We start from the raw sequence: 19,784 nt of genomic DNA on the forward strand, positions 1-19,784 counted from the left end.
GTCGCCGGTAGCCTCTCGTGGGTGACGACAGCGCCGAACCAGCCCCAGCCCCGCACGCCCCGCGACGCCCGGGACGACGCGCCCACCGGGCACGTCACCTGGCGCACCGGCACCGTCACGGCCCGCGGCGCCGGCTGGACCGGTGCCCGCGAGGTCACCCTCCGCCTCGACACCCCCCTGCCCTCGCGCGACCTCACCACCGCGCCCTGGGAGGTCCGCGGCCTCGCCTACACGACCCTCGTCGGAGACCCGGACGTCGGCGACCGCCTGCTCCTCAACGTCTCCGCGCTCGCCCGCGGCCTCGGCACCGGCGGGTACGCCCTCGTCGTCGGCCCCGCCGGGGACGCCACCGCCCTGCCCGCCGACCCCCACGCCGGCCCCGGCCACCTCGTCAAGGCGCGCTACACCCCGCTGCAGGCCATGGTCCTCGGCGTCGACGAGCAGGAGTCCGCCCACCACGACACCCTCCGCGACGCCGACGACCTCGCGGGCCTCCCCGTCGTCGTCGCCGACCTGCACTCCGCCCTGCCCGCCGTCGTCGCCGGCGCCCGCCACGCCGCCGACCTCGCCGGCCGGCCCCACCCCCGCGTCGCCTACGTGATGACCGACGGCGGCGCCCTGCCCGCCGCGTTCTCCCGCACCGTCGCCACCCTCCGCGACGCCGGCTGGCTCCACACCACCGTCACCGTCGGGCAGGCCTTCGGCGGCGACCTCGAGGCCGTCACCGTGCACACCGGCCTCCTCGCCGCCCGCCACGTCATGGGCGCCGACCTCGTCGTCCTCGCCCAAGGCCCCGGCAACCTCGGCACCGGCACCCGGTGGGGCTTCTCCGGCGTCGCCGCCGGAGAGGCCGTCAACGCCGCCGCCACCCTCGGCGGCCGCCCCGTCGCCTCCCTGCGCGTCTCCGGCGCCGACCCCCGCGACCGCCACCGCGGCGTCTCCCACCACAGCCTCACCGCCTACGGGCGCGTGGCGCTCGCGGCCGCCGACGTCCCCGTCCCCGACCCCACCGGCGACCTCGAGTCCCTGGCCCCGTGGGGCACCGAGCTCACCCGCCAGGTCCGCGACCAGGCCGGCACCCTCGCCCCCCGGCACCGCCTCGTCGACGTCCCCGCCGACACCGCCCTCCTCGACGCCCTGCGCGGCTCCCCCGCCCGCCTGTCCACCATGGGCCGCTCCCTCGACGGCGACCCCGCCGCCTTCGTCGCCGCCGCCGTCGCCGGCATGCACGCCGAGCACCTCACCCACGAGCACCTCACCCACGAGGACCCCGCCACCCGATAGCGTCGGCGCATGGCCCCACCGACGCGGACCCGGCACGCGGCACGCCGCGCCCTCGCACCCCTCGCCGGGGCCGCGCTCGCCCTCCTCGTCGTGCTCGGCGCCGCCACCGCCACCCCCTGGCGCTTCCGGCTCCCCGACGTCGCCCTCCCTCAGCCCGCGGCCTCCGACCCCGTCCAGCCCCAGATGCCCGGCGAGATAGTCCCCGGCGACCAACCCCCGCCCTCCTACGACGTCATCACCTGGATCGTCGTCACCCTCTCCGTCGCCGGCGCCCTCCTCGTCGCCGTCCTCCTGTGGCTCCTCGCCCGCCGCGTCGTCCGCGCCCTCGCCACCCCCGAGGACGACGACGCCGACGGCCTCGCACCCGGCCACGCCACCACCGCCACCATGGCCGACCTCTCCCTGCCCGAGCTCCAGGACGCCGTCGCGACCGCCCTCGCCCGCATCGACGACGCCGCCACCCCGCACGACGCCGTCGTCGCCGCCTGGGTCGCCCTGGAGGACGCCGCCGCCCGCCACGGCACCCGGCGCGACCCCGCGCAGACCGCCACCGAGTTCACCGCACGGCTCCTCACCACCCGCCGCCAGGACGGCCGCGCCGTCCCCGCCCCCGACGTGGACACCCTCCGCCGCCTCTACCAGCACGCCCGGTTCACCGACCGGCCCGTGCACCCCGACGACGTCCACGCCGCCCGCACCGCCCTCTCCCGCATCGCTCGCGCCCTCGACCCCGCCCCGCACGCATGACCCCCACCCGACCGCCGCGTCCCACGCCGCTGCGCGCCCTCCTCGTCGTCGGCCTCCCGGCGCTCGCGGCCTGCGCGGCGCTCATCCTCACGGGCGTGCTCGACCCGCTGCACGCCGCGCTGCTCGTCGTCGTGGCCGCGACGGCCGTCGCGCTGTGGCGACGCCTCGACGACGGCGACGAGGCCCCGTGGCCGGACGTCATCCAGGACCGCCGCGAGGGCGCGCGGAACGACGTCAGCGAGCTGGGCTGGGCCACGTTCACCCGCAGCGGCGCCGTCGGCGACCGCGTGCTGCGCCGGGTCCGGGACCTCGCGGCGGCACGGCTCGCCGAGCGTGGCGTCGACCTCGCCGCGCCCGGCGGCCCCGAGGCGGCCGCGCAGCTCCTCGGCACCGACGTCGTCGACGGGCTGGTCGCCCGCCGCGCGGTGAGCAGGGTCGAGGTGCACCGCTGGCTCGATGCGATCGACACGGTGCCGACGACCACCGCTCCCGCCACCGCTCCGTCACCCTCCCCGTCCCCCGACCGTCCCGCAGGAAGGCCCCCGAGATGACCGTCGACCCGCCCGACGCCCCCACGCCGAGGACTCCGGTGCACCCCCTCCCCGTCGCCGAGGTCGCGGCCCAGGGCCGGCGCGTCCTGGACGAGGTCGGGACGGCCGTCGTCGGCATGCGCGGCACCCTCGAGCTCGCCCTGGCCACCGTGCTCGCGGGCGGGCACGTGCTCTTCGAGGACGTGCCCGGGCTCGGCAAGACGCTCGCCGCACGCTCGCTGGCCACCGCCCTCGGCCTCGACTTCGCGCGGCTCCAGTGCACCCCTGACCTGCTGCCCAGCGACATCACGGGCTCGTCGGTGTTCGACCCCGCGAGCCGCGAGTTCGTCTTCCGCCCCGGCCCGGTGTTCACCGGGCTCTTCCTCGCGGACGAGGTCAACCGCACGCCGCCGAAGACGCAGTCCGCGCTGCTCGAGGCGATGGCGGAGCGGCAGGTGTCGGTCGACGGCGCCAGCCGGCCCCTGCCGCGCCCGTTCCACGTCATGGCCACCTCCAACCCCGTGGAGTACGAGGGCACCTACCCGCTCCCGGAGGCGCAGCTCGACCGGTTCATGGTCCGGCTCGAGGTCGGCTACCCGGACCGGGCCCAGGAGCGGGACGTGCTGCTGCGCCGCGTCGCGCGGCGCGAGGAGGCGGCCCCCGTGCGACCCGTCGTCGACGCCGCGACCGTCCTCGCCATGCAGGCCGGCGTCGAGACCACCGAGGTGGACCCCGACGTCGCGGGCTACTGCGTCGACATCGCCGCCGCCACGCGCACCCACGGGGCGCTCGAGGTGGGCGCCTCGCCCCGCGGCTCGCAGAACCTCCTGCTCCTGGCCCGCGCGGTCGCCGTCCTCGACGGCCGCGACTTCGTGCTGCCCGAGGACGTCAAGCGGGTCGCGGTCCCGGTGCTCGCGCACCGCCTCACCCTCACGCCGACCGCGTGGGCGTCGGCGGTCCGCGCCCAGGACGTCGTCTCCGAGCTCCTCGGCTCCGTGCCCGGGCCCGCCACGGTGGGCCGGCGGGGGTGACGAGCGCATGAGCGGGCCCACCACCACGAGGGCGGCCGCGGCCGTCTGGCGACGCAGCCCTCAGGCCGCCGCCGGGCTCGGCACCGGGGTGCTCGTGCTCGGCCTGGGACTGCTGGCGGGCCGGGCCGACGTCGCCCTGCTCGGCGTGGCCCCGCTCCTCGGCGCGCTGTGGGCCGGCCGACCCGGGTCATGGCGCTCGGGCGCACCGCGACGGGGCACCGGTGTCGTGATCGTCCCGACCTCCGCCGCCGCCGCGCCCGGGGATCTCACCGCCGTCCTGCGCCTCGACCCGGCACCCGGGACGGAGCTGGTGCACGCGCGGGTCTCCGCGCCCGGGCACCGCACGGCCGGGGTCGTGATCGCCGCCGGCCCGCGCGACCTGCCCCTCACCCTGAGCACCGTGCGCACCGGCCCGCAGCGCACCTTCCACGTCGACGCACGCGGCTACGGCGCCGGCGGAGCGACGACCGAGGACCCCGTCTCCGTCACCGCGCCCGACCGGCTCGTGCTCCCCACGGCGATGCCGCTCGGTCGCGTGCCCGTGCCCCGCCGTCTGCGAGGGCTCACCGGTCCGCACACCTCCCGGCGGCTCGGCGACGGCGACGAGCTGCGCGACGTGCACCCCTTCGCGCCCGGCGACCGGCTGCGGCGCATCGACTGGCACACCAGCGCGCGGCGCTCGCCCGACCTGTCCACCCTGTACGTCCGGCGCACCTACGCCACGGCCGAGGCGACCGCGGTGCTCGTCGTCGACTCGCGCGACGACGTCGGCCCCGACCTGCGCACCTGGCGCGGCACCGGCCCGCAGCGCGTCGACGAGCCGACGTCCCTCGACCTCGCCCGGCACGCCGCCGCGTCCGTGGCCGGCGCGCTCGTCGCCGCCGGCGACCGCGTCGGGGTGGACGACCTCGGCCGGCGCCGTCGCCCGCTCCTGCCCGCCGCGGGCCGCCGACAGCTGCGCCGCGTCCTGCACGCGCTCGCACTGAGCAGCCCGGTCGGGTCCCCCGCCCGGCGGCTGCGCGCGCCGCAGGTCCCCGCGGATGCCGTCGTGTACCTGTTCAGCACCGCGCTCGACGACGAGCCGCTCGCGCTCGTGCGGGCGTGGCGCGCCGTCGGGCACCCCGTCGTCCTGGTCGACACGCTGCCCGACGTCCGGGGGGCGCACGAGGAGCACATGCGGCTCGCGTGGCGGGTCACCCGGGCCGAGCGGGACGACCGGCTGCGCCGCATGGCGGCCGAGGGCGTGCCGATCGTGCGCTGGGCAGGCGACGCCCGCCAGGACGCCGCCCTCCGCTTCGAGGCCCTGGTCCGCGCCGACGAGCGCCACCGGCGGGGCGCGGTGGGGGCGCGATGAGACGCTCCCTGCCCGCCCGGGTCCGGGCCTGGTGGCGGTCGCGGTACGAGACGGGGCGCCCGCTGCCCGTGGTCGGCGTCGAGCTGGGACGCCGGCTGCCCGGCGTGGTGCTCCGGGTCGCCTTCGTCGTCGCCGTGGCCGCCCTCGTGGTCGCGGCGGGCGCGCGGACGGACCTGATCGCCGAGGTGGTCGTCCTTCTCGCAGGCGTCGTCACCGTCTGGGCCGCGGTCCGCCCGGGACCGGCCCCCGCGCACGTCGCCCTCGTGACGGCGGCCCTCGAGCTGCTCGGCTCCGGCGCCGCGCCGTTCGACCCGGCCGTGCTGTGGCTCGCCCCGCTCGGGTACGTCGTGACGCGCCTCGGGTGGTGGGCGTCGCACGTGACCGCGACGGACCGCGTGGAGCTCGCGGCGCTGCGGCACGGCCTGGCGCGCGACGGCGTCGTCGTCGCGGCCGCGCTCGCCGTCGGGGGCGCGGCGTGGGCGCTGGCGGGGCGCCAGGTGTCCTGGCTCGTGGCCCTCGGGGTCGTGGCCCTCGCCGCGCTCGCGTGGATCGCCGTCCGGCGTGACGATGACGAGGCGCGCTGACCTCCCGGCCGCGCCGACCCCGACGAGGACGGAGACCTCCCGATGGCTGACCGCAACACCCCGCGCTACACGGTGCCCTCGCTCACGCCGCAGCAGGGCGCGAAGGTGGCCGCCATCCTGCAGGAGCGGCTGAACTCCCTGACCGACCTCCACCTGACCCTCAAGCACGTGCACTGGAACGTGGTGGGTCCGCACTTCATCGCGGTGCACGAGATGCTCGACCCGCAGGTCGACGCCGTGCGCGCCATGACCGACGCCATCGCTGAGCGCATCGCGACGCTCGGCACCTCGCCCGTCGGCACCCCCGGCGCGCTCGTCGCCGCCCGCACCTGGGACGACTACTCGCTCCGCCGTGCGTCCGCGATCGAGCACCTCGGCGCGCTCGACGAGGTCTACGAGGGCGTGATCACCGCGCACCGGAAGGCGGCGAAGGACACCGAGTCGCTCGACGACGTGACGAACGACCTCCTCATCGGTCACCTGCACGAGCTCGAGCTGTTCCACTGGTTCGTCCGCGCCCACCTGGAGAGCGCCGGCGGCGAGCTCTCGACCGCGGGTGCCACCACGGAGAAGGGCGCCGCGCAGAAGGCGGCAGCCGGCGCCCGGGCGACCTCGACCCGCAGCGCGGGCGCGAAGGCCGCACCGAAGACGGCAGCGGCCAGGACTTCGTCCGCCAAGACCACGACCGCGCGGAAGAAGAAGTAGGCGCAGCACCCGCCGCGTGCCCGTCCCCTGCGGCATGATGACCCCCGTGATCCGCCTCTACCGCGACACCGACCGGGCCGCCGTCGCCGAGATCTGCGTCCGCACCGCCGCCGCCGGCTCCGACGCCCGCGGCCTCTACTCCGACGACCTCCTCATGCCCGAGGTGTTCGCGCTCCCGTACCTGGAGTACGCGCCCGAGCTCGCGTTCGTCGTCGTGCGCCCCGACGAGGAGCCGGCGCGCGAGGCCGCCCCCGCCGACGCCGCGGACGACGTCCTGCGCGTCGACGACGGCCGACTCACCGGGTATGTCATCGGCGTCGCCGACACCCGCGACTTCGTGGCGTGGTGGGAGCGGGCCTGGGGCCCCGGGTTCGCCGAGCGCCACCCGGGGGCCGGCGCCTCGCCGTCCGGGCGCGAGCCCGGGTTCTCGGAGGCGGCCCTGCTCGACGCCGGGAAGGACCCCGGCCGCATGGTGCGCGGCATCACCGCCGGCGAGCTCGACCGGTACCCCGCGCACCTGCACATCGACCTGCTGCCCGAGAACCAGGGTCGCGGGCTCGGTCGCGCGCTCATGGACACGCTGCGCGCGGCGCTCGCCGCGCGCGGGGTGCCCGGCGTGCACCTCGGCATGGACCCGAGCAACACCCGCGCCCGCGCGTTCTACGACCGGTACGGCTTCCAGGAGCTGCCGTCGCACTCCCCCGGTGCGCCGCTGCTGGGCATCGCCACCGCCTGACGCACGGCCCGCGTCCTCACGCCCACGGGCCGGCCTCGTACGCCGCGGGGCCGGCCCGCTCGCCCCTGCTGCCGTGAGGTCTTCGCGGCCGCATCGCGTGTTTCGAGACGCTTGGCACACTATTTTTCAGAAGAGTCCGTGGATTCCGGTGGGTCCGAGGCCGGCGCCAGGTCCCGACCGAGGTCCGGCACGCCCGCGTCCACCCACGCCCGACGCACCTGCTCGAACCGCGTAGGCAGCGGCGCCCGCACCGCCCCGTAGCGCGCGTTGGTGCGATGGACGAAGCGCCGCCAGGACAGCACCAGCCCCTGCCGCGTGATCGGCAGCCCGCTGGAGACCGTCGTGCCGTGGTCGTGCGTGTGGTGCACCGTGAGCAGCAGTGCGCGCGGCACGGAGCCCTCCAGCTCGGAGGCCAGCTCCTCACGCACCACCATCCAGTGCCGCAGCAGCAGCACCATCTCCGGCGGCAGGCGGTGCTCCCGGAGGGTCCGGTGCTTGCCGTGCCGCAGCAGCACCCTCCCCTCCCCCGGGTCCCGCGTACCCCCGACCCGCCCGCGACGCGCGGCGGCGTCCGGCTCCGGACCCAGGTCGAGGTCCTCCGCCCGCACGCGCAACAGGTCGCCGTAGCGCGCCCCGGTCGCCCGCGTCAGCCCGGCGATCACGGCCAGGCGCACGACCTCCGGCTTCCCGCCCGGGCGCAGCGCCTCCACGGACAGCTCGCGCCACACCCACTCCGCCTCGTCCAGCGTGACCGTCGGCCGTGGGTACCTGGCGACCGGCGTGGCGTCGGCGCCGTCAGCCTCTGGGGCGGGGGGCTCCCCCGTGCTCTGGGTCATGGGCCCATCGTGGCGCTTGGCACACTTTTTCTTCGGAGGGGCGCTCGGCGTGTCGGCGGGCGTCGTAGCCTCGTGCGGTGAGCCGACCCGACAGCCCCGCCCCCACGACGCCGCAGGGTGGGCCCCGGGGCGGGCTCCCCGGCACGCTCGCCGCCCCCGTCGACCACGAGCTCGTGGTGAAGAAGTCGCGCTTCCTCGCGCACCTGGCCCCTGCGCCGTCGGTCGAGGCGGCGGACGCCGTCGTCGCCCGCCTCCGCAAGGAGCACTGGGACGCCCGCCACCACTGCCTGGCGCTGGTCGTCGGCACGCACGCCGACCAGCAGCGCTCCTCGGACGACGGCGAGCCCTCCGGCACCGCGGGCGTGCCCATGCTGGAGGTGCTGCGCCGCCGGGAGCTCACCGACGTCGTGGCGGTCGTGACCCGGTACTTCGGCGGCGTCCTGCTCGGCGCCGGCGGCCTGGTGCGCGCCTACTCCGGCGCCGTCGCCGAGGCCCTGGACGTCGCCGCGGCCGACGGGCTGCTGCGCCGGCGCGAGGTGCTCACGGAGGTCACCGTCGACGTGCCGCACGCCGACGCCGGCCGCGTCGACCACCTGCTGCGCGACTGGGCGCAGTCCCACGACGCCGTCCTCGAGGAGCCGACGTACGCCGCCGTCGCCCGGCTGGCGCTGCTCGTGCCGCCGGCCCAGCTCCCCCACCTGCGCGACGACCTGGCCGCGGCGTCCGCCGGCACGCTCACACCCGTCCCCGGCGCCGACCGCGTCGTCGACCTGCCGAGATAGAGAACCCGGACCCGCGAGATAGAGAGGCCGGGACGGCACCGCAGGTGGTGGCGTCCCGGGTTCTCTATCTCGCGGGTCCGGGTTCTCTATCTCGGCGGTCAGGGCTGGACGCCGTCCGCGGTGACGGTCGCGCCGTCGGGCACGGTGGCGGCCTCGCCGGCGTCGGCGAGCACCGCGTCGCCCTCGGCGCGCACGCGGGCGCCGAAGGTCCAGTCCCCCTCGACCGTGAGCGACGACGCCGCCCGCAGCGACGGCGCGCCCTGGGCGAACCGCGCGTCGAAGCCTGCGATCTGCTTGTAGGTCGTCGAGAGCTTCACCAGCGGCGCGTCGACCTGGGCGACCAGCCGGTAGTCGTCGGTGAGCTCGTAGACGTCCGAGCGCATGAGCAGCAGGTCGCTCGTCGTCTTCACCGGCAGGAACCGCTCGCGCCCCACCTCGATCGCCGTCGCCCCCTCGAAGACGGCCACGGCCGCGCCCATCGCGGACTCGATCTGGACGACGGCGGGCGACGACGCGTCCGTCGGGTCCACGGTCTTCTCGTTCCGGATCAGCGGGAGCTCGAGCACCCCGCCGGTGCGGTCGAGCTCGGCCGCGAGCGCCTCGAGGTCGAACCACAGGTTGTTCGTGTGGAAGTAGCGGTGCACCGTCGGGTCGAGCGAGACGTCGACGTCGTCGGGGTGCGTCTGCGCCGTCTCGCGCTGCACGATGCGGCCGTCGCTCTTGCGCACGACGAGCTGGCCGCCCTTGACGTCGGCGGGCGACTTGAGGCACATCTCGGCGGCGTACGGAGCCCCGGACGCCGCGAACCAGGCGGCGATCGCGCCGTCGGGGGCGGCGCCGAGGTTGTCGGAGTTGGAGACGCTGGCGTAGCGGAAGCCCGCGTCCAGGAGCGCACGCACGACGCCGGACGCGTGCAGGGCCGGGTAGAGGTCGCCGTGCCCGGGCGGGCACCACTCCAGGGTGGGGTCGGCGGGCCACTCGACGGGCTCGAGGGTGTCGGCGCGCAGCTTGGGCTCGCGGTTCTGGAGGAAGTCCAGCGGGAGGCCGTCGACGGCGATGTCGTCGTAGGGCGCGAGCGCGGCGAGGGTGTCGTCGCGGGTGCGGAACGAGTTCATCAGCACGAGCGGCAGGCGGGCGCCCGTCGCCTCCCGGGCGGCGCGCACCTGGCGGACGATGACGTCGAGGAAGGTGAGCGCTCCGCCCTCCTCGCCCCGTGCGTCGTCACGCACCGTGAGCAGCGACTTCGCCTTGTCCATGCCCATGGACGTGCCGAGCCCGCCGTTGAGCTTGATGATCGCGGTCCGCGCGAGGGCGGCCTGGGCGTCGGCGTCCGGGACCGCGAGGTCGGCGTGCCGCGGCAGGTCGGTCAGGGGGTCGACGTCGGCCTCGCGCACGAGCCCGGTCTCCCCCGACTCCAGCAGATGGTAGAAGCGGGTGAAGGTCTCGATCGCGGCGGGGGCGACGCCCTCCGCCTGCATCTTGGATCGGGCCAGGGCAAGTCCGCGGTCGCTCATGGGCAGCACCCTAACCGCGCCCGGGGAGGCCTGCGGGGAGCGTCCGGCCGCCCGGGACGCCTGCCCGGGGTCGGTGCTCGGACCCTTACTCGAAACGGGACGGGTCGCCGGCCCCGACGCGGACGACGTCGGGGTATCCCTCGGACCAGTCGACGACGGTCGTGGGCTCGGCCAGGACCTCGCCCGCGTCGACGACCGCGTCGACCACGTGGTCGAGCTCCTCCTTGACCTGCCAGCCGTCGGTGAGGGGCTGTTCGGCCCCCGGCAGGATGAGGGTCGACGACAGCAGCGGCTCACCCAGCTCGCGCAGCAGCGCCTGCACCACCCGGGAGTCGGGGATGCGCACGCCGATGGTCTTCTTCTTGGGGTGCGCGAGTCGCCGCGGGACCTCCGGCGTGGCCGGCAGGATGAAGGTGTAGGGCCCCGGGGTGGCCGCCTTGATGGCGCGGAAGGCGCTGTTGTCGAGGCGCACGAGCTGGCCGAGCTGGGCGAAGTCCGCGCACACGAGGGTGAAGTGGTGACCGGCGTCCAGGTGCCGGATCTGGCGGATCCGCTCCGTGCCGTCGTGCTGGCCGACGCGGCAGCCGAGGGCGTACCCGGAGTCGGTCGGGTAGGCGATGAGGCCCCCGTCGTTCAGCAGCGCGACGACCTGGCCGATCGCCCGGGGCTGCGGGTCGACGGGGTGGACGTCGAAGTAGCGGGCCATGCCGGGCAGCGTATCCCCGGGCCGTGCCACCCCACCCGGTGAGCGGTCGCCGCGCGGCGGTCGAGTCAGGCCGCCAGGGCGCGGCGGAGCTCGGTCTCGCTGGCGTTGCCCCCGGAGCAGACGACGCCGACGCGTCGCCCGGCGAACGCGGCGGGGTGGCTGAGGACGGCGGCGAGGGCCGCGGCGCCGGCGCCCTCGGCAACGGTCCGCGCGCCGGTGAGGTAGTGGCGCTGCGCGGCGGCGATGGCGTCGTCGTCCACGAGCAGGAAGTCCGCCAGCCTCTCGCGGAGCACGGCCTGGGTGAGGGCGAACCCGCACCCGACGGCGAGCCCCTCCGCGCGGGTGGCGTTGGCGGCGGTGCGCAGCTCACCCGCGCGCCAGGAGTCGTGGGCGGCCGGCGACGCCGCGGCCTGCACGGCGACCACCCGCAGCCCCGGGGCGAGCGCGCTCGCGACGAGACAGGCAGCTGCGGCGCCGGAGCCCCCGCCGACGGGGACGACGAGCACCTCGAGGTCCGGCGCCTGCTCCAGGAGCTCGAGCGTCGCGGTGGCCACGCCGGCGACGAGGACCGGCTCGTTCGCCGCGCCCACGAGACGCGCCCCGGTGGCGGCGGCCACCTCGCCGGCGCGGGCCCGGGCGTCGTCGAAGGTCGCCCCGTGCAGCACGACGTCGGCGCCGAGGTCGCGCACGGCCCGCTCCTTCAGGGGGTTCGGGTGGTCGGGCATGACGATCGTGCAGGCCGTGCCGGTGCGGCGGGCGGCATGGGCCAGCGCCTGGGCGTGGTTCCCCGTGGAGTAGGCGACGATGCCGCGCCGGCGCTCGTCGTCGTCGAACCCGAGCAGGAGGTTCAGCGCCCCGCGCACCTTGAACGCGCCCGTGTGCTGCAGGTTCTCGTGCTTGACGACGAGGCTCGCTCCGGCGGCGCCGGCCGACGCGGCGGCGCGGTCGAGCTCCGGGTGGGCCAGGGCGGGCGTGCGGACGACGAGCCCCTCGATCCGCCGGGCGGCGGCCAGCACGTCGCGCATCGTCGGCGGCGCGGGCACCTCGTGGGCAGGCTGCGGAGTCGTCGTCATCACAGCAGGATCGCCCCGTGTCGATCGATAGGTCCAATGCCTGTTCTGACTGTCCGTCATCGATACGGCCGATGATTGGTCGTAGGCTGGCGCCGTGTCCGTCGAACCCGCTCCCCCGCCCCACCTCGACCTCACGCGCCTGCGCGTCCTGGCCGCCGTCGCGCGCACCGGGTCCGTGACCGCGGCGGCGCGCGAGCTGCACTACGCCCAGCCGTCGGTGAGCCACCACCTGGCGCGGCTCGAGGCGGAGGCGGGGATCGCTCTGCTGCAGCGCGCGGGCCGCGGCGTCCGCCTCACCGAGGCGGGCCGCCTCCTCGCCGCACGCGCGGAGGAGATCCTCGGCCGCGTGGAGGGCGCACGGCGCGAGCTCGACGCCCTGGTCGGCCTCCGCGCCGGCCGCGCCCGGCTCGCCGCGTTCCCCTCCGCGCTCGCGACCCTGGTGCCCGCCGCCGTCGCCGGGCTGCGGGCCGCGCACCCCGGGCTGGGGGTCGGCCTGGTCGAGGCCGAGCCCCCGGAGGCGATCGCCGCGCTCCAGGCCGGCGACGTCGACGTCGCCCTCGTCTTCCGGCACACCGACGCCCCGAACGCCCGGCCCGGCGCGGACCTGTCGCGGTTCGAGGTGACCGTCGTGCACTCCGAGCCCATCGCCCTCGTCCGGCGGACCACCGACGCGACCCCCGACGGACCGGACGCGTCGAGCCGCTCCGGCGACGTCCCGCCGCCGCTGGCCGACCTGCGCGACGCCGCCTGGATCGCAGGGTGCGAGCGGTGCCGCGCCGACCTGGTCGCGCGCTGCGCCACCGCCGGGTTCGCCCCCCGCATCGCGTTCGAGACCGACGACTACGTGGCCGTGCAGGCGCTCGTCGCGTCCGGCGCGGGGGTGAGCCTGCTGCCGTCGCTCGCGTTGCGGGCGCACCGGAACCCGGACGTCGTGGCGCAGCCCCTGCCCGGCGCCACCCGCGAGGTGCTCGCGCTCACCGTCGGCGCGCCGACCCCGGCGGCGCACGCCCTCGTGCAGCGGCTGGTGGAGGCGGGTGACGCCGCCCGCGACTAGCGTGGAGGCGTGCCTGAGCAGCTGGGACGGCAGCTGGAACAGCTCGGTGGCTGGTGGGCCACCGCCGACTACGACGTCGCCCGCGAGGTGCTGCAGCGCGGCGTCGGCGCGCTGCTGTGCCTGGCCTTCCTCCAGGCCCTGGGCCAGTTCCGCCCCCTGCTCGGGGACCGCGGGCTGCTGCCGGTGCGGCGGTTCACGGCGCGGGTGCGGTTCCGCGACGCGCCGTCGCTGTTCCACCTGCACTACTCCGACCGCCTGCTGGTCGTGGTGGGGGTGCTCGGGGCCGCAGGGGGCGCCGCCGTGGTCGTAGGGCTGCCGCAGGCCGGGCCGTGGTGGGTCACGACCGTCGTCCTGCTCGCGCTGTGGGCGGGCTACCTCTCGCTCGTCTCGGTCGGCCAGCGCTTCTACGCGTTCGGGTGGGAGACGCTGCTGTGCGAGCTGGCGTTCCTGGCCGCCTGGTTCGGCTCCCCCGCCGTGCCCGTGCCGTTCCTGCTCGTGCTCGCCGCCCGCTGGCTGCTGTTCCGGCTGGAGCTGGGCGCGGGCCTCATCAAGTGGCGCGGCGACCCCGCGTGGCGCGACCTCACCGCCATGGACCACCACCACGAGTCGCAGCCGATGCCCGGCCCGTTCAGCTGGCACGCGCACCACCTGCCGCGCTGGTGGCACCGCACGGAGGTGGTCGGCAACCACGTCACCCAGCTGCTCGTGCCGTGGCTGCTCTGGCTGCCGCAGCCGTTGCCGAGCGTCGCGGGCGGCGTCGTCGTCGTGACCCAGGGCTGGCTGGTGCTCACCGGCAACTTCGCGTGGCTGAACTGGGCGGCGATCGTGCTCGGCGCGGCCATGGTGTCCGACGACGCGTGGCGCGCGCTCCTCGGCGGCCTCGCCCCGGACCCGGCCGCCGGCCCGGGGACCGCGGTAGCCCCGGGACCGACCGGCTACCTGGTCGCCGTCACGGTCGTCGTCGTGCTCCTCGCGGCGCTGTCGGTGCGCCCCGCCGTCAACCTCGCCTCGTCGCACCAGAGGATGAACGCGAGCTTCGAGCCGCTGCGGCTGGTGAACGCGTACGGGGCGTTCGGGAGCGTGACGCGGCGCCGCGACGAGGTGATCGTCGAGGGCACGCTCGCCGACGAGCCCGGGCCCGACGACTGGCGGGAGTACGGGTTCCGCGGCAAGCCCGGGGACGTGGGCCGGCGCCCGCCCCAGGTCGCCCCGTACCACCTGCGCCTGGACTGGGTGCTGTGGTTCGTGCCGCTCGGTGCGCCCGCGCCGTGGCTCCCGACGCTGTGCCGGCGGCTGCTCGAGGCGGACCGGGCGACGCTCCGCCTGCTGCGCCACGACCCGTTCGACGGCGCCAAACCGCGCTGGGTGCGGATGCGGCTGTTCCGCTACCGCTACACGACGCCGGAGGAGCGGCGACGCTCCGGCGACTGGTGGGTGCGGCGCGAGCTCGAGGTGCTCGTCGACCCGATGGACCTCGCCCTCTTGTCCCGGCTGCGGCGGTCGTGACACGATGCCGAGCGACGGGGAACCGGTTTCTCAGCGCTCGGTCCCCGGCGTACCCCTCGCACCGCGGGTCGACGGCGACCCGCCCGAGCCCCGGAGGCGACGTTGCCCGCACCGCACGAGAGCTCCCACCCGTCCCCTGCCGACCGTCCCGCCTCGGACCCCACGTCCGCGCCCCGCACCGTCCGACGCCGGTCGGTGCTGGCCCTGCCCGGGGCGCTGGCCCTGGGCGCCGTGCTCGCCTCGGCCACGCCCGCGTCCGCGGGCGGCCGCGGCCCGCGCCCGGCCGCGGCGACACGGATCGTCGTGGCCGCGGACGGCACGGGCGACGCGACCACGCTCCAGCAGGCCGTGGACCTCGCGCCGGCCGGGTCGGCCCAGCGGGTCGAGATCCTCGTGCGACCCGGCCGGTACCACGGCCGTGTCGACGTCGGGTCGGACAAGGTGAACCTGACGGTCGTCGGGTCGACGGGCGACCCCGAGGACGTCGTCTTCACCGACGACCGGGCCGCCGAGACCCCGAAGCCCGGCGGCGGGACCTGGGGCACGACCGGCAGCGCGTCGGTCACGGTGTCCGGTGCCGGCTTCGAGGCCCGGCACGTCACCTTCGAGAACGCGTTCGACGAGGCCGCCCACCCGGACCTGCCCGGCCACCAGGCGGTCGCCGTCAAGACCCGTGCCGACCGCGTCGCGTTCGACCACTGCCGCTTCCTCGGCAACCAGGACACCCTCTACCTGGACACGCCCAGCGCCGACGTGCCCGCCCGCGTCTACGTCACGAACAGCTGGATCGAGGGCGACGTCGACTTCGTGTTCGGGCGCGCGACCGCCGTCATCGAGGACTCCACCATCAAGGCGCTGCGCCGCGACAGCACGCCGTCGGGGTACGTGTTCGCACCGAGCACCTCCTCGGGGTTCGCCCACGGCTTCCTCGTCACCGGGACCCGGTTCCTCACCAACGCCGGCACCGGCACGTACTACCTCGGCCGCCCGTGGCACCCGAGCAGCAACCCCGACACCGACCCCCGCGTCGTCGTCCGCGACTCCTGGCTGGGCGTGCACCTGCGGCGCGACGACGTGTGGACCACCATGTCCGGCTTCGACTGGGTCCCGGGCAGCAACGCCGAGCACGCCAACACGGGCCCGGGCGCCCTCACCGGCCCCGGGCGCCCGCAGCTCACCGCCGCGCAGGCCGCCGCGCACACGCGTGAGACCTACCTCTCCGGCGACGACGGGTGGTCGCCGTGTCACGCCCGCTGAAGCCTCCGTACTACCTCGCCGCAGGCTGGACTACCTCGCCGCGATGAGTACCACCTCGCGGGAATCCGTACTACCTCGGCCGAACGGGCGTCCCTCACGGCCGTGAGCCGACGGCGGACGGGTCGGCCGAGAGGTTCTTCGCGGGGACGTATCCCTCCCGAAGTGGAGGGCGCCCTGGCGCCCGTGAACGCGTCCCCGCGAAGAACCTCTCGGCCGGCCCGTCCCCCAGCCACGGACAGCAACCACGTCGCAGGACTACACCAGCGAGTCCTGCCACGCCGCGTTGAGGGCCGCATAGTGCCCGTCCCCCGCCGCCAGCTCGTCGGGCATGCCGTCCTCGATCACCCGGCCGTGCTCCATGACGAGCACGCGGTCGGCGATCGCGACGGTCGACAGCCGGTGCGCGATGATGATCGCCGTCCGGTCGGCCAGCAGGGTCTGCAGGCCGTGCTGCACGAGCCGCTCGCCCGGGATGTCGAGGGACGACGTCGCCTCGTCGAGCACCAGCACCGCCGGGTCGGCGAGGAACGCCCGCGCGAAGGAGAGCAGCTGCCGCTGCCCCGCCGAGACGCGGCCGCCGCGCTTGTTGACGTCGGTGTCGTACCCGTCGGGCATGTCCATGATGAACTCGTGCGCCCCGACCGCCCGTGCGGCGGCCTCGATGTCCGCCTGGGGGGCGCCGGGCCGCCCGAGCGCGATGTTCTCGCGCACGGACCCGCTGAACAGGTAGGCCTCCTGGGTGACCATGACCACGGCGCGCCGCAGGTCCGTCGTCGACAGGTCGCGCACGTCGACGCCGTCGAGCAGCACGCGGCCCTCGCTCGCGTCGTAGAACCGGGTCACGAGCTTGGCGAGCGTGGACTTGCCCGCGCCCGTCGTGCCGACCAGCGCGACCGTCTGCCCCGCCGGGAGCGTGAGGTCGAGGTCGGGCAGCACGACCGGGCCGTCGCCGTAGCGGAACGTGACGTGGTCCAGCCGCAGGGCGCCGCGCGCGTGCGGCAGCGCCACGGGGCGGCGCGGCTCGACGACCGTCGGCTCCTCGGCCAGCAGGCCCGAGACCTTCTCCAGCGCTGCCGTGGCGGACTGGAAGGAGTTGTAGAAGTTCCCGAGCTGCTGGATCGGCTGGAAGAACCGCTTCACGTACAGCAGGGCCGCCACCAGCACGCCGACGTCCAGCCCCCCGGAGTAGACCCGCCAGCCGCCGATCGCGAGCGCGATCGCGACCGCGACGTTCCCGATGAGCACGAGGCCCGGCTGGTAGCGGCCGTTGAGCCCCATGGTGTTGAGGTTGGCGTCGCGGTACTGCTCGCTCAGCCGGCCGTACTCCGCCTCCGTGGTCGACTCCCGGCGGAACGCCTGCACGGCGCGCATCCCCGTCATCGTCTCGACGAACTTCACGATGAGCCGCGCGGACGTGGTGCGCTGCTCGCGGTAGAACACCTGCGAGCGCTTCTGGAACCACCGGGTGAGCAGCCAGGCCGGCACGAGGGCCACCGCGAGCACGAGGCCCGAGCGCCAGTCGAGCAGGAACAGGCTCAGCCCGGTGAAGACCATGAGCATGAGCGAGGAGACGACGCCGGTGAGCCCGCCGTCGAGCAGCTCGCGCAGCGCCTCGAGGTCGGACGTCTGGCGGCTGATGATGCGGCCGGACGTGTACGACTCGTGGAACTCCAGGCTCAGCAGCTGCGTGTGCCGGAAGACCCGACGGCGCAGGTCGAGCAGCACCCCCTGGGCGATGCGCGCGGCCTGGCGGACGTAGGCCCCGGCGCACAGGCCGCCGACGACGGCGGCGACCAGGTAGACGGAGCCGACCAGCACGAGGGTGCCCACGTCGCCGTCCATGAGGTCGGGCACCGCGGAGTCGATGGCGAGGGACACGAGCCACGGGCCCGCCACCTGGCCGAGCGTCGACACCACGACCAGGAGGCCCGCGACGGCGAGGGCCCCGCGGCGCGGCCTCAGCAGCGCGCCCAGCAGGCGCAGCGACCGGGACCTGACGTCGCGGGACGCCTCGGCGTCGAGCCGGGTGGCATCGTCCGCGCTCGCGTCGGTGGGGCGACGGCGCTCGTCCGGCCCGGACGTCGCGGGCCGGGGCGATTCCGGCGTGCTGGGGCGGCTCACCGCTGGACCTCCTTCTCGTCGTGCCCGGTCCGGGCCTGCTCGGGGTGTTCCTGCTCGGCCTGGGCGCGGCCGGGCTCTTCCCGGCCTGAGTGCTCGGCGCACTCCTCCCAGTCCTGCTCCAGGCTGGAGATGACGTGCCGGTAGTGGGCGTCGGTGGCGAGCAGGTCGCGGTGGGTGCCCACGGCCGTGATCCGGCCGTCCTGCAGCACGGCGACCCGGTCCGCGAGCGCCACGGTGGACGGCCGGTGCGCGATGACGAGGCTGGTCGTGCCGTCGAGGACGTCGCGCAGGCGCGTGGTGACGGCCTCTTCGGTGGCGACGTCGAGCGCGGACAGCGGGTCGTCGAGCACGAGCACGGCGGGGTGTGCCGCGATGGCCCGGGCGAGCGCCAGCCGCTGCCGCTGCCCGCCGGACAGGGACAGCCCTTCCTCCCCGATGCGGGTCTCGACGCCCTGCGGCAGGTCGGCGACGAAGCCCGCCTGCGCCACCTCGAGCGCCTCGTGCAGGCGCCGCTCGCGCTCCTCCTCCGGCACGGCGTCGGGGCCGGCCTCCGGGACGCCGAGCAGCACGTTGTCCCGCACCGACGCGGAGAACAGCGTGGGGTCCTCGAACGCGACCGCGACGGCGCGGCGCACGTCGTGCCGTCGCAGGCGCCGCACGTCCACGCCGTCGAGCAGCACCTCGCCGCCGGTGACGTCGAAGATGCGCGGCACCACCATCGCGAGGGTGGACTTGCCCGAGCCGGTGAGGCCGACGAGCGCCGTCGTCGTGCCGACGGGGAGCTCGAGGTCGACGTGCGCGAGGACCGGGCGCGCCGCGTCCTCGTAGCGGAACGTGACGTCGCGGAGCTCGACGTGGCCTCGCGCCGGGCCGGGCTCGGCGGGGTCGGCCGGGTCGGCCAGCGGGTTCGGGGTCTCCATCACCTCGAAGAAGCGGTCGACGGCGGTGCGCGCGTTGAGCGTCATCGACAGGGTCATCCCGAGGTCGACCACGGGGCCGTTGATCACGGCCGTCGTCAGGAAGAAGGCGACGAGGCCGCCGACGGTGATCTGCCCCTGGGCGGCGAGCACCGTGCCGAGCACGAGGCAGACGGCCAGCGTGACCTCGGGGATGAGCTGCAGCGACGTGGTGACGGTGGCCTGGTTGCCCGCCTTGCGGATCTCCGTGCGACGCAGCTCCTCCGCCTGGTCGGTGAACGAGTCGAGGGCGTCGCGCCCGCGGCCGAACGCCTTGAGCACGCGGATGCCGTGCACGGACTCCTCGACCGTGGTGGCGAGGTCGCCCGACTGGTCCTGCGACAGGCGTGCGATGACGCGGTACCGCCGCGAGAAGCGGAACGCGATGACCGTCACCGGGATCGCGCCCGCGAGGTACACGAGGCCGAGCCAGCCGGCGGTGGCCAGCAGGATGCCCACGCCGACCACGATCGTCACGATGCTGACGACGAGCTGCAGGACGCCGAAGACCAGCCAGCGGCGCAGCAGGCCGAGGTCGCCCATGATCCGGCTCAGCAGCTGCCCGCCGGGCCACCGGTCGTGGAACGCGACAGGCAGGTCCTGCAGGTGGCGGAACAGCGCCATCCGCAGCTCTGCCTCGACCCGCGTGCCGGGGTACATCACGAGGTTGCGGCGCAGCAGGACGAACCCGGCCTCCGCGATCCCCAGCACGAGCACGAGGAGCACCGGCACCACGAGGGCGCCGAGGTCGTGGGCGGCGGCGCCCTCCGCGAGGGGGCCCTCGACGAGGGCCTGCAGCACGCGGGGGATCGCCAGCGCGGCGAGGCTCGCGCCGAGCGCCGAGAAGAGGCCGCCGACCATGCGCGGCAACGCGGGCCGGACGTACGGGTAGAGCCGGCGCACGGACGCGAACGTGGAGAGCTCGGAGCCCGCGGGGGCGACGGCCGCCACGGGGGCGACGGCGGCCGCGGGGGCGGCGCCCGGCCGGCCGGGCGGGCCCTCGGCGCG

At 76.0% G+C, this 19,784-nt stretch carries 18 protein-coding genes; 12 read left to right on the plus strand and 6 right to left on the minus strand.

All coding sequences use genetic code 11. From position 1 onward, the window contains the following. Nucleotides 1-21 precede the first annotated feature (21 nt). From ACH443_RS11640 to ACH443_RS11675, 8 genes are read left to right on the plus strand one after another with little or no spacing between them, the layout of a single operon-like run. A complete protein-coding gene (locus ACH443_RS11640; protein ID WP_430590381.1) occupies nucleotides 22-1,284 on the plus strand; it encodes a DUF3866 family protein in 1,263 nt (420 codons plus the stop codon). 9 nt (nucleotides 1,285-1,293) lie between these two features. Then, nucleotides 1,294-2,031, plus strand: a complete 738-nt coding sequence (locus tag ACH443_RS11645) for a DUF4129 domain-containing protein (RefSeq protein ID WP_430590382.1) — start codon at nucleotides 1,294-1,296, stop codon at nucleotides 2,029-2,031. Beyond that, nucleotides 2,028-2,582, plus strand: coding sequence for a hypothetical protein (locus ACH443_RS11650; RefSeq protein ID WP_430590383.1), 555 nt, complete (start codon nucleotides 2,028-2,030; stop codon nucleotides 2,580-2,582). Before ACH443_RS11645 ends, ACH443_RS11650 begins: the two co-directional genes overlap by 4 nt. Continuing rightward, a complete protein-coding gene (locus tag ACH443_RS11655; protein ID WP_430556820.1) occupies nucleotides 2,579-3,592 on the plus strand; it encodes an AAA family ATPase in 1,014 nt (337 codons plus the stop codon). Before ACH443_RS11650 ends, ACH443_RS11655 begins: the two co-directional genes overlap by 4 nt. 7 nt (nucleotides 3,593-3,599) lie before the next feature. Beyond that, complete coding sequence (locus ACH443_RS11660) at nucleotides 3,600-4,946, plus strand: DUF58 domain-containing protein (RefSeq protein WP_430590384.1); 1,347 nt, start codon at nucleotides 3,600-3,602, stop codon at nucleotides 4,944-4,946. Then, the gene (locus ACH443_RS11665; protein WP_429763472.1) at nucleotides 4,943-5,530 is read left to right on the plus strand and encodes a hypothetical protein; all 588 of its coding nucleotides are present in this window, start codon (nucleotides 4,943-4,945) and stop codon (nucleotides 5,528-5,530) included. Before ACH443_RS11660 ends, ACH443_RS11665 begins: the two co-directional genes overlap by 4 nt. A 42-nt stretch (nucleotides 5,531-5,572) precedes the next feature. Beyond that, nucleotides 5,573-6,235, plus strand: coding sequence for a Dps family protein (locus ACH443_RS11670; RefSeq protein WP_430590385.1), 663 nt, complete (start codon nucleotides 5,573-5,575; stop codon nucleotides 6,233-6,235). Between the two features lie 37 nt (nucleotides 6,236-6,272). Then, a complete protein-coding gene (locus tag ACH443_RS11675) occupies nucleotides 6,273-6,971 on the plus strand; it encodes a GNAT family N-acetyltransferase (RefSeq protein WP_430590386.1) in 699 nt (232 codons plus the stop codon). A 119-nt stretch (nucleotides 6,972-7,090) separates the two neighbouring features. On the opposite strand, the gene ACH443_RS11680 is transcribed toward ACH443_RS11675, so the two are convergent. Continuing rightward, nucleotides 7,091-7,807, minus strand: a complete 717-nt coding sequence (locus ACH443_RS11680; protein WP_430590387.1) for a hypothetical protein — start codon at nucleotides 7,805-7,807, stop codon at nucleotides 7,091-7,093. A gap of 77 nt (nucleotides 7,808-7,884) precedes the next feature. Between ACH443_RS11680 and ACH443_RS11685 the strand changes: the two genes are divergently transcribed. Beyond that, on the plus strand, nucleotides 7,885-8,589 hold the full coding sequence (locus ACH443_RS11685; RefSeq protein WP_430556824.1) for an IMPACT family protein: 705 nt from the start codon (nucleotides 7,885-7,887) through the stop codon (nucleotides 8,587-8,589). Between the two features lie 98 nt (nucleotides 8,590-8,687). On the opposite strand, the gene ACH443_RS11690 is transcribed toward ACH443_RS11685, so the two are convergent. The 3 genes from ACH443_RS11690 to ACH443_RS11700 form a co-directional block, all read right to left on the minus strand. Further along, entirely contained in the window at nucleotides 8,688-10,103 is a 1,416-nt protein-coding gene (locus ACH443_RS11690) for a UTP--glucose-1-phosphate uridylyltransferase (protein WP_430590388.1), read from the minus strand. An 85-nt stretch (nucleotides 10,104-10,188) separates the two neighbouring features. Beyond that, a complete protein-coding gene (locus tag ACH443_RS11695; RefSeq protein ID WP_430553344.1) occupies nucleotides 10,189-10,809 on the minus strand; it encodes an L-threonylcarbamoyladenylate synthase in 621 nt (206 codons plus the stop codon). A gap of 65 nt (nucleotides 10,810-10,874) precedes the next feature. Further along, entirely contained in the window at nucleotides 10,875-11,882 is a 1,008-nt protein-coding gene (locus tag ACH443_RS11700) for a threonine/serine dehydratase (protein WP_430590389.1), read from the minus strand. A gap of 94 nt (nucleotides 11,883-11,976) precedes the next feature. On the opposite strand from ACH443_RS11700, the gene ACH443_RS11705 reads away from it, so the two are divergent. From ACH443_RS11705 to ACH443_RS11715, 3 genes are all read left to right on the plus strand, one after another. Beyond that, complete coding sequence (locus ACH443_RS11705; protein ID WP_429763466.1) at nucleotides 11,977-12,936, plus strand: LysR family transcriptional regulator; 960 nt, start codon at nucleotides 11,977-11,979, stop codon at nucleotides 12,934-12,936. A 9-nt stretch (nucleotides 12,937-12,945) separates the two neighbouring features. Next, complete coding sequence (locus ACH443_RS11710; protein WP_430590390.1) at nucleotides 12,946-14,442, plus strand: lipase maturation factor family protein; 1,497 nt, start codon at nucleotides 12,946-12,948, stop codon at nucleotides 14,440-14,442. 195 nt (nucleotides 14,443-14,637) lie between these two features. Next, complete coding sequence (locus ACH443_RS11715) at nucleotides 14,638-15,699, plus strand: pectinesterase family protein (protein WP_430590391.1); 1,062 nt, start codon at nucleotides 14,638-14,640, stop codon at nucleotides 15,697-15,699. Between the two features lie 255 nt (nucleotides 15,700-15,954). Here the strand turns inward: ACH443_RS11715 and ACH443_RS11720 are convergent, their stop codons facing one another. Then, nucleotides 15,955-17,820: an ABC transporter ATP-binding protein gene (locus tag ACH443_RS11720; RefSeq protein ID WP_430590392.1), complete on the minus strand. Its 1,866-nt coding sequence runs from the start codon at nucleotides 17,818-17,820 to the stop codon at nucleotides 15,955-15,957. After that, nucleotides 17,817-19,637, minus strand: coding sequence for an ABC transporter ATP-binding protein (locus ACH443_RS11725; RefSeq protein WP_430590423.1), 1,821 nt, complete (start codon nucleotides 19,635-19,637; stop codon nucleotides 17,817-17,819). Before ACH443_RS11725 ends, ACH443_RS11720 begins: the two co-directional genes overlap by 4 nt. Between the last annotated feature and the right edge of the window lie 147 nt (nucleotides 19,638-19,784).

The organism is Isoptericola sp. NPDC019571 (genome assembly GCF_044389385.1).
GTDB lineage: Bacteria > Actinomycetota > Actinomycetes > Actinomycetales > Cellulomonadaceae > Isoptericola > Isoptericola nanjingensis.

Bases quoted from the DNA above. Each gene is read 5' to 3' on its own strand.
- ACH443_RS11645 (WP_430590382.1), top strand. From the start codon at position 1,294: ATGGCCCCACCGACGCGGACCCGGCACGCGGCACGCCGCGCCCTCGCA.
- ACH443_RS11650 (WP_430590383.1), top strand. From the start codon at position 2,028: ATGACCCCCACCCGACCGCCGCGTCCCACGCCGCTGCGCGCCCTCCTC.
- ACH443_RS11655 (WP_430556820.1), top strand. From the start codon at position 2,579: ATGACCGTCGACCCGCCCGACGCCCCCACGCCGAGGACTCCGGTGCAC.
- ACH443_RS11660 (WP_430590384.1), top strand. From the start codon at position 3,600: ATGAGCGGGCCCACCACCACGAGGGCGGCCGCGGCCGTCTGGCGACGC.
- ACH443_RS11665 (WP_429763472.1), top strand. From the start codon at position 4,943: ATGAGACGCTCCCTGCCCGCCCGGGTCCGGGCCTGGTGGCGGTCGCGG.
- ACH443_RS11670 (WP_430590385.1), top strand. From the start codon at position 5,573: ATGGCTGACCGCAACACCCCGCGCTACACGGTGCCCTCGCTCACGCCG.
- ACH443_RS11675 (WP_430590386.1), top strand. From the start codon at position 6,273: ATGACCCCCGTGATCCGCCTCTACCGCGACACCGACCGGGCCGCCGTC.
- ACH443_RS11680 (WP_430590387.1), bottom strand. From the start codon at position 7,807: ATGACCCAGAGCACGGGGGAGCCCCCCGCCCCAGAGGCTGACGGCGCC.
- ACH443_RS11690 (WP_430590388.1), bottom strand. From the start codon at position 10,103: ATGAGCGACCGCGGACTTGCCCTGGCCCGATCCAAGATGCAGGCGGAG.
- ACH443_RS11695 (WP_430553344.1), bottom strand. From the start codon at position 10,809: ATGGCCCGCTACTTCGACGTCCACCCCGTCGACCCGCAGCCCCGGGCG.
- ACH443_RS11700 (WP_430590389.1), bottom strand. From the start codon at position 11,882: ATGACGACGACTCCGCAGCCTGCCCACGAGGTGCCCGCGCCGCCGACG.
- ACH443_RS11725 (WP_430590423.1), bottom strand. From the start codon at position 19,637: ATGGTCGGCGGCCTCTTCTCGGCGCTCGGCGCGAGCCTCGCCGCGCTG.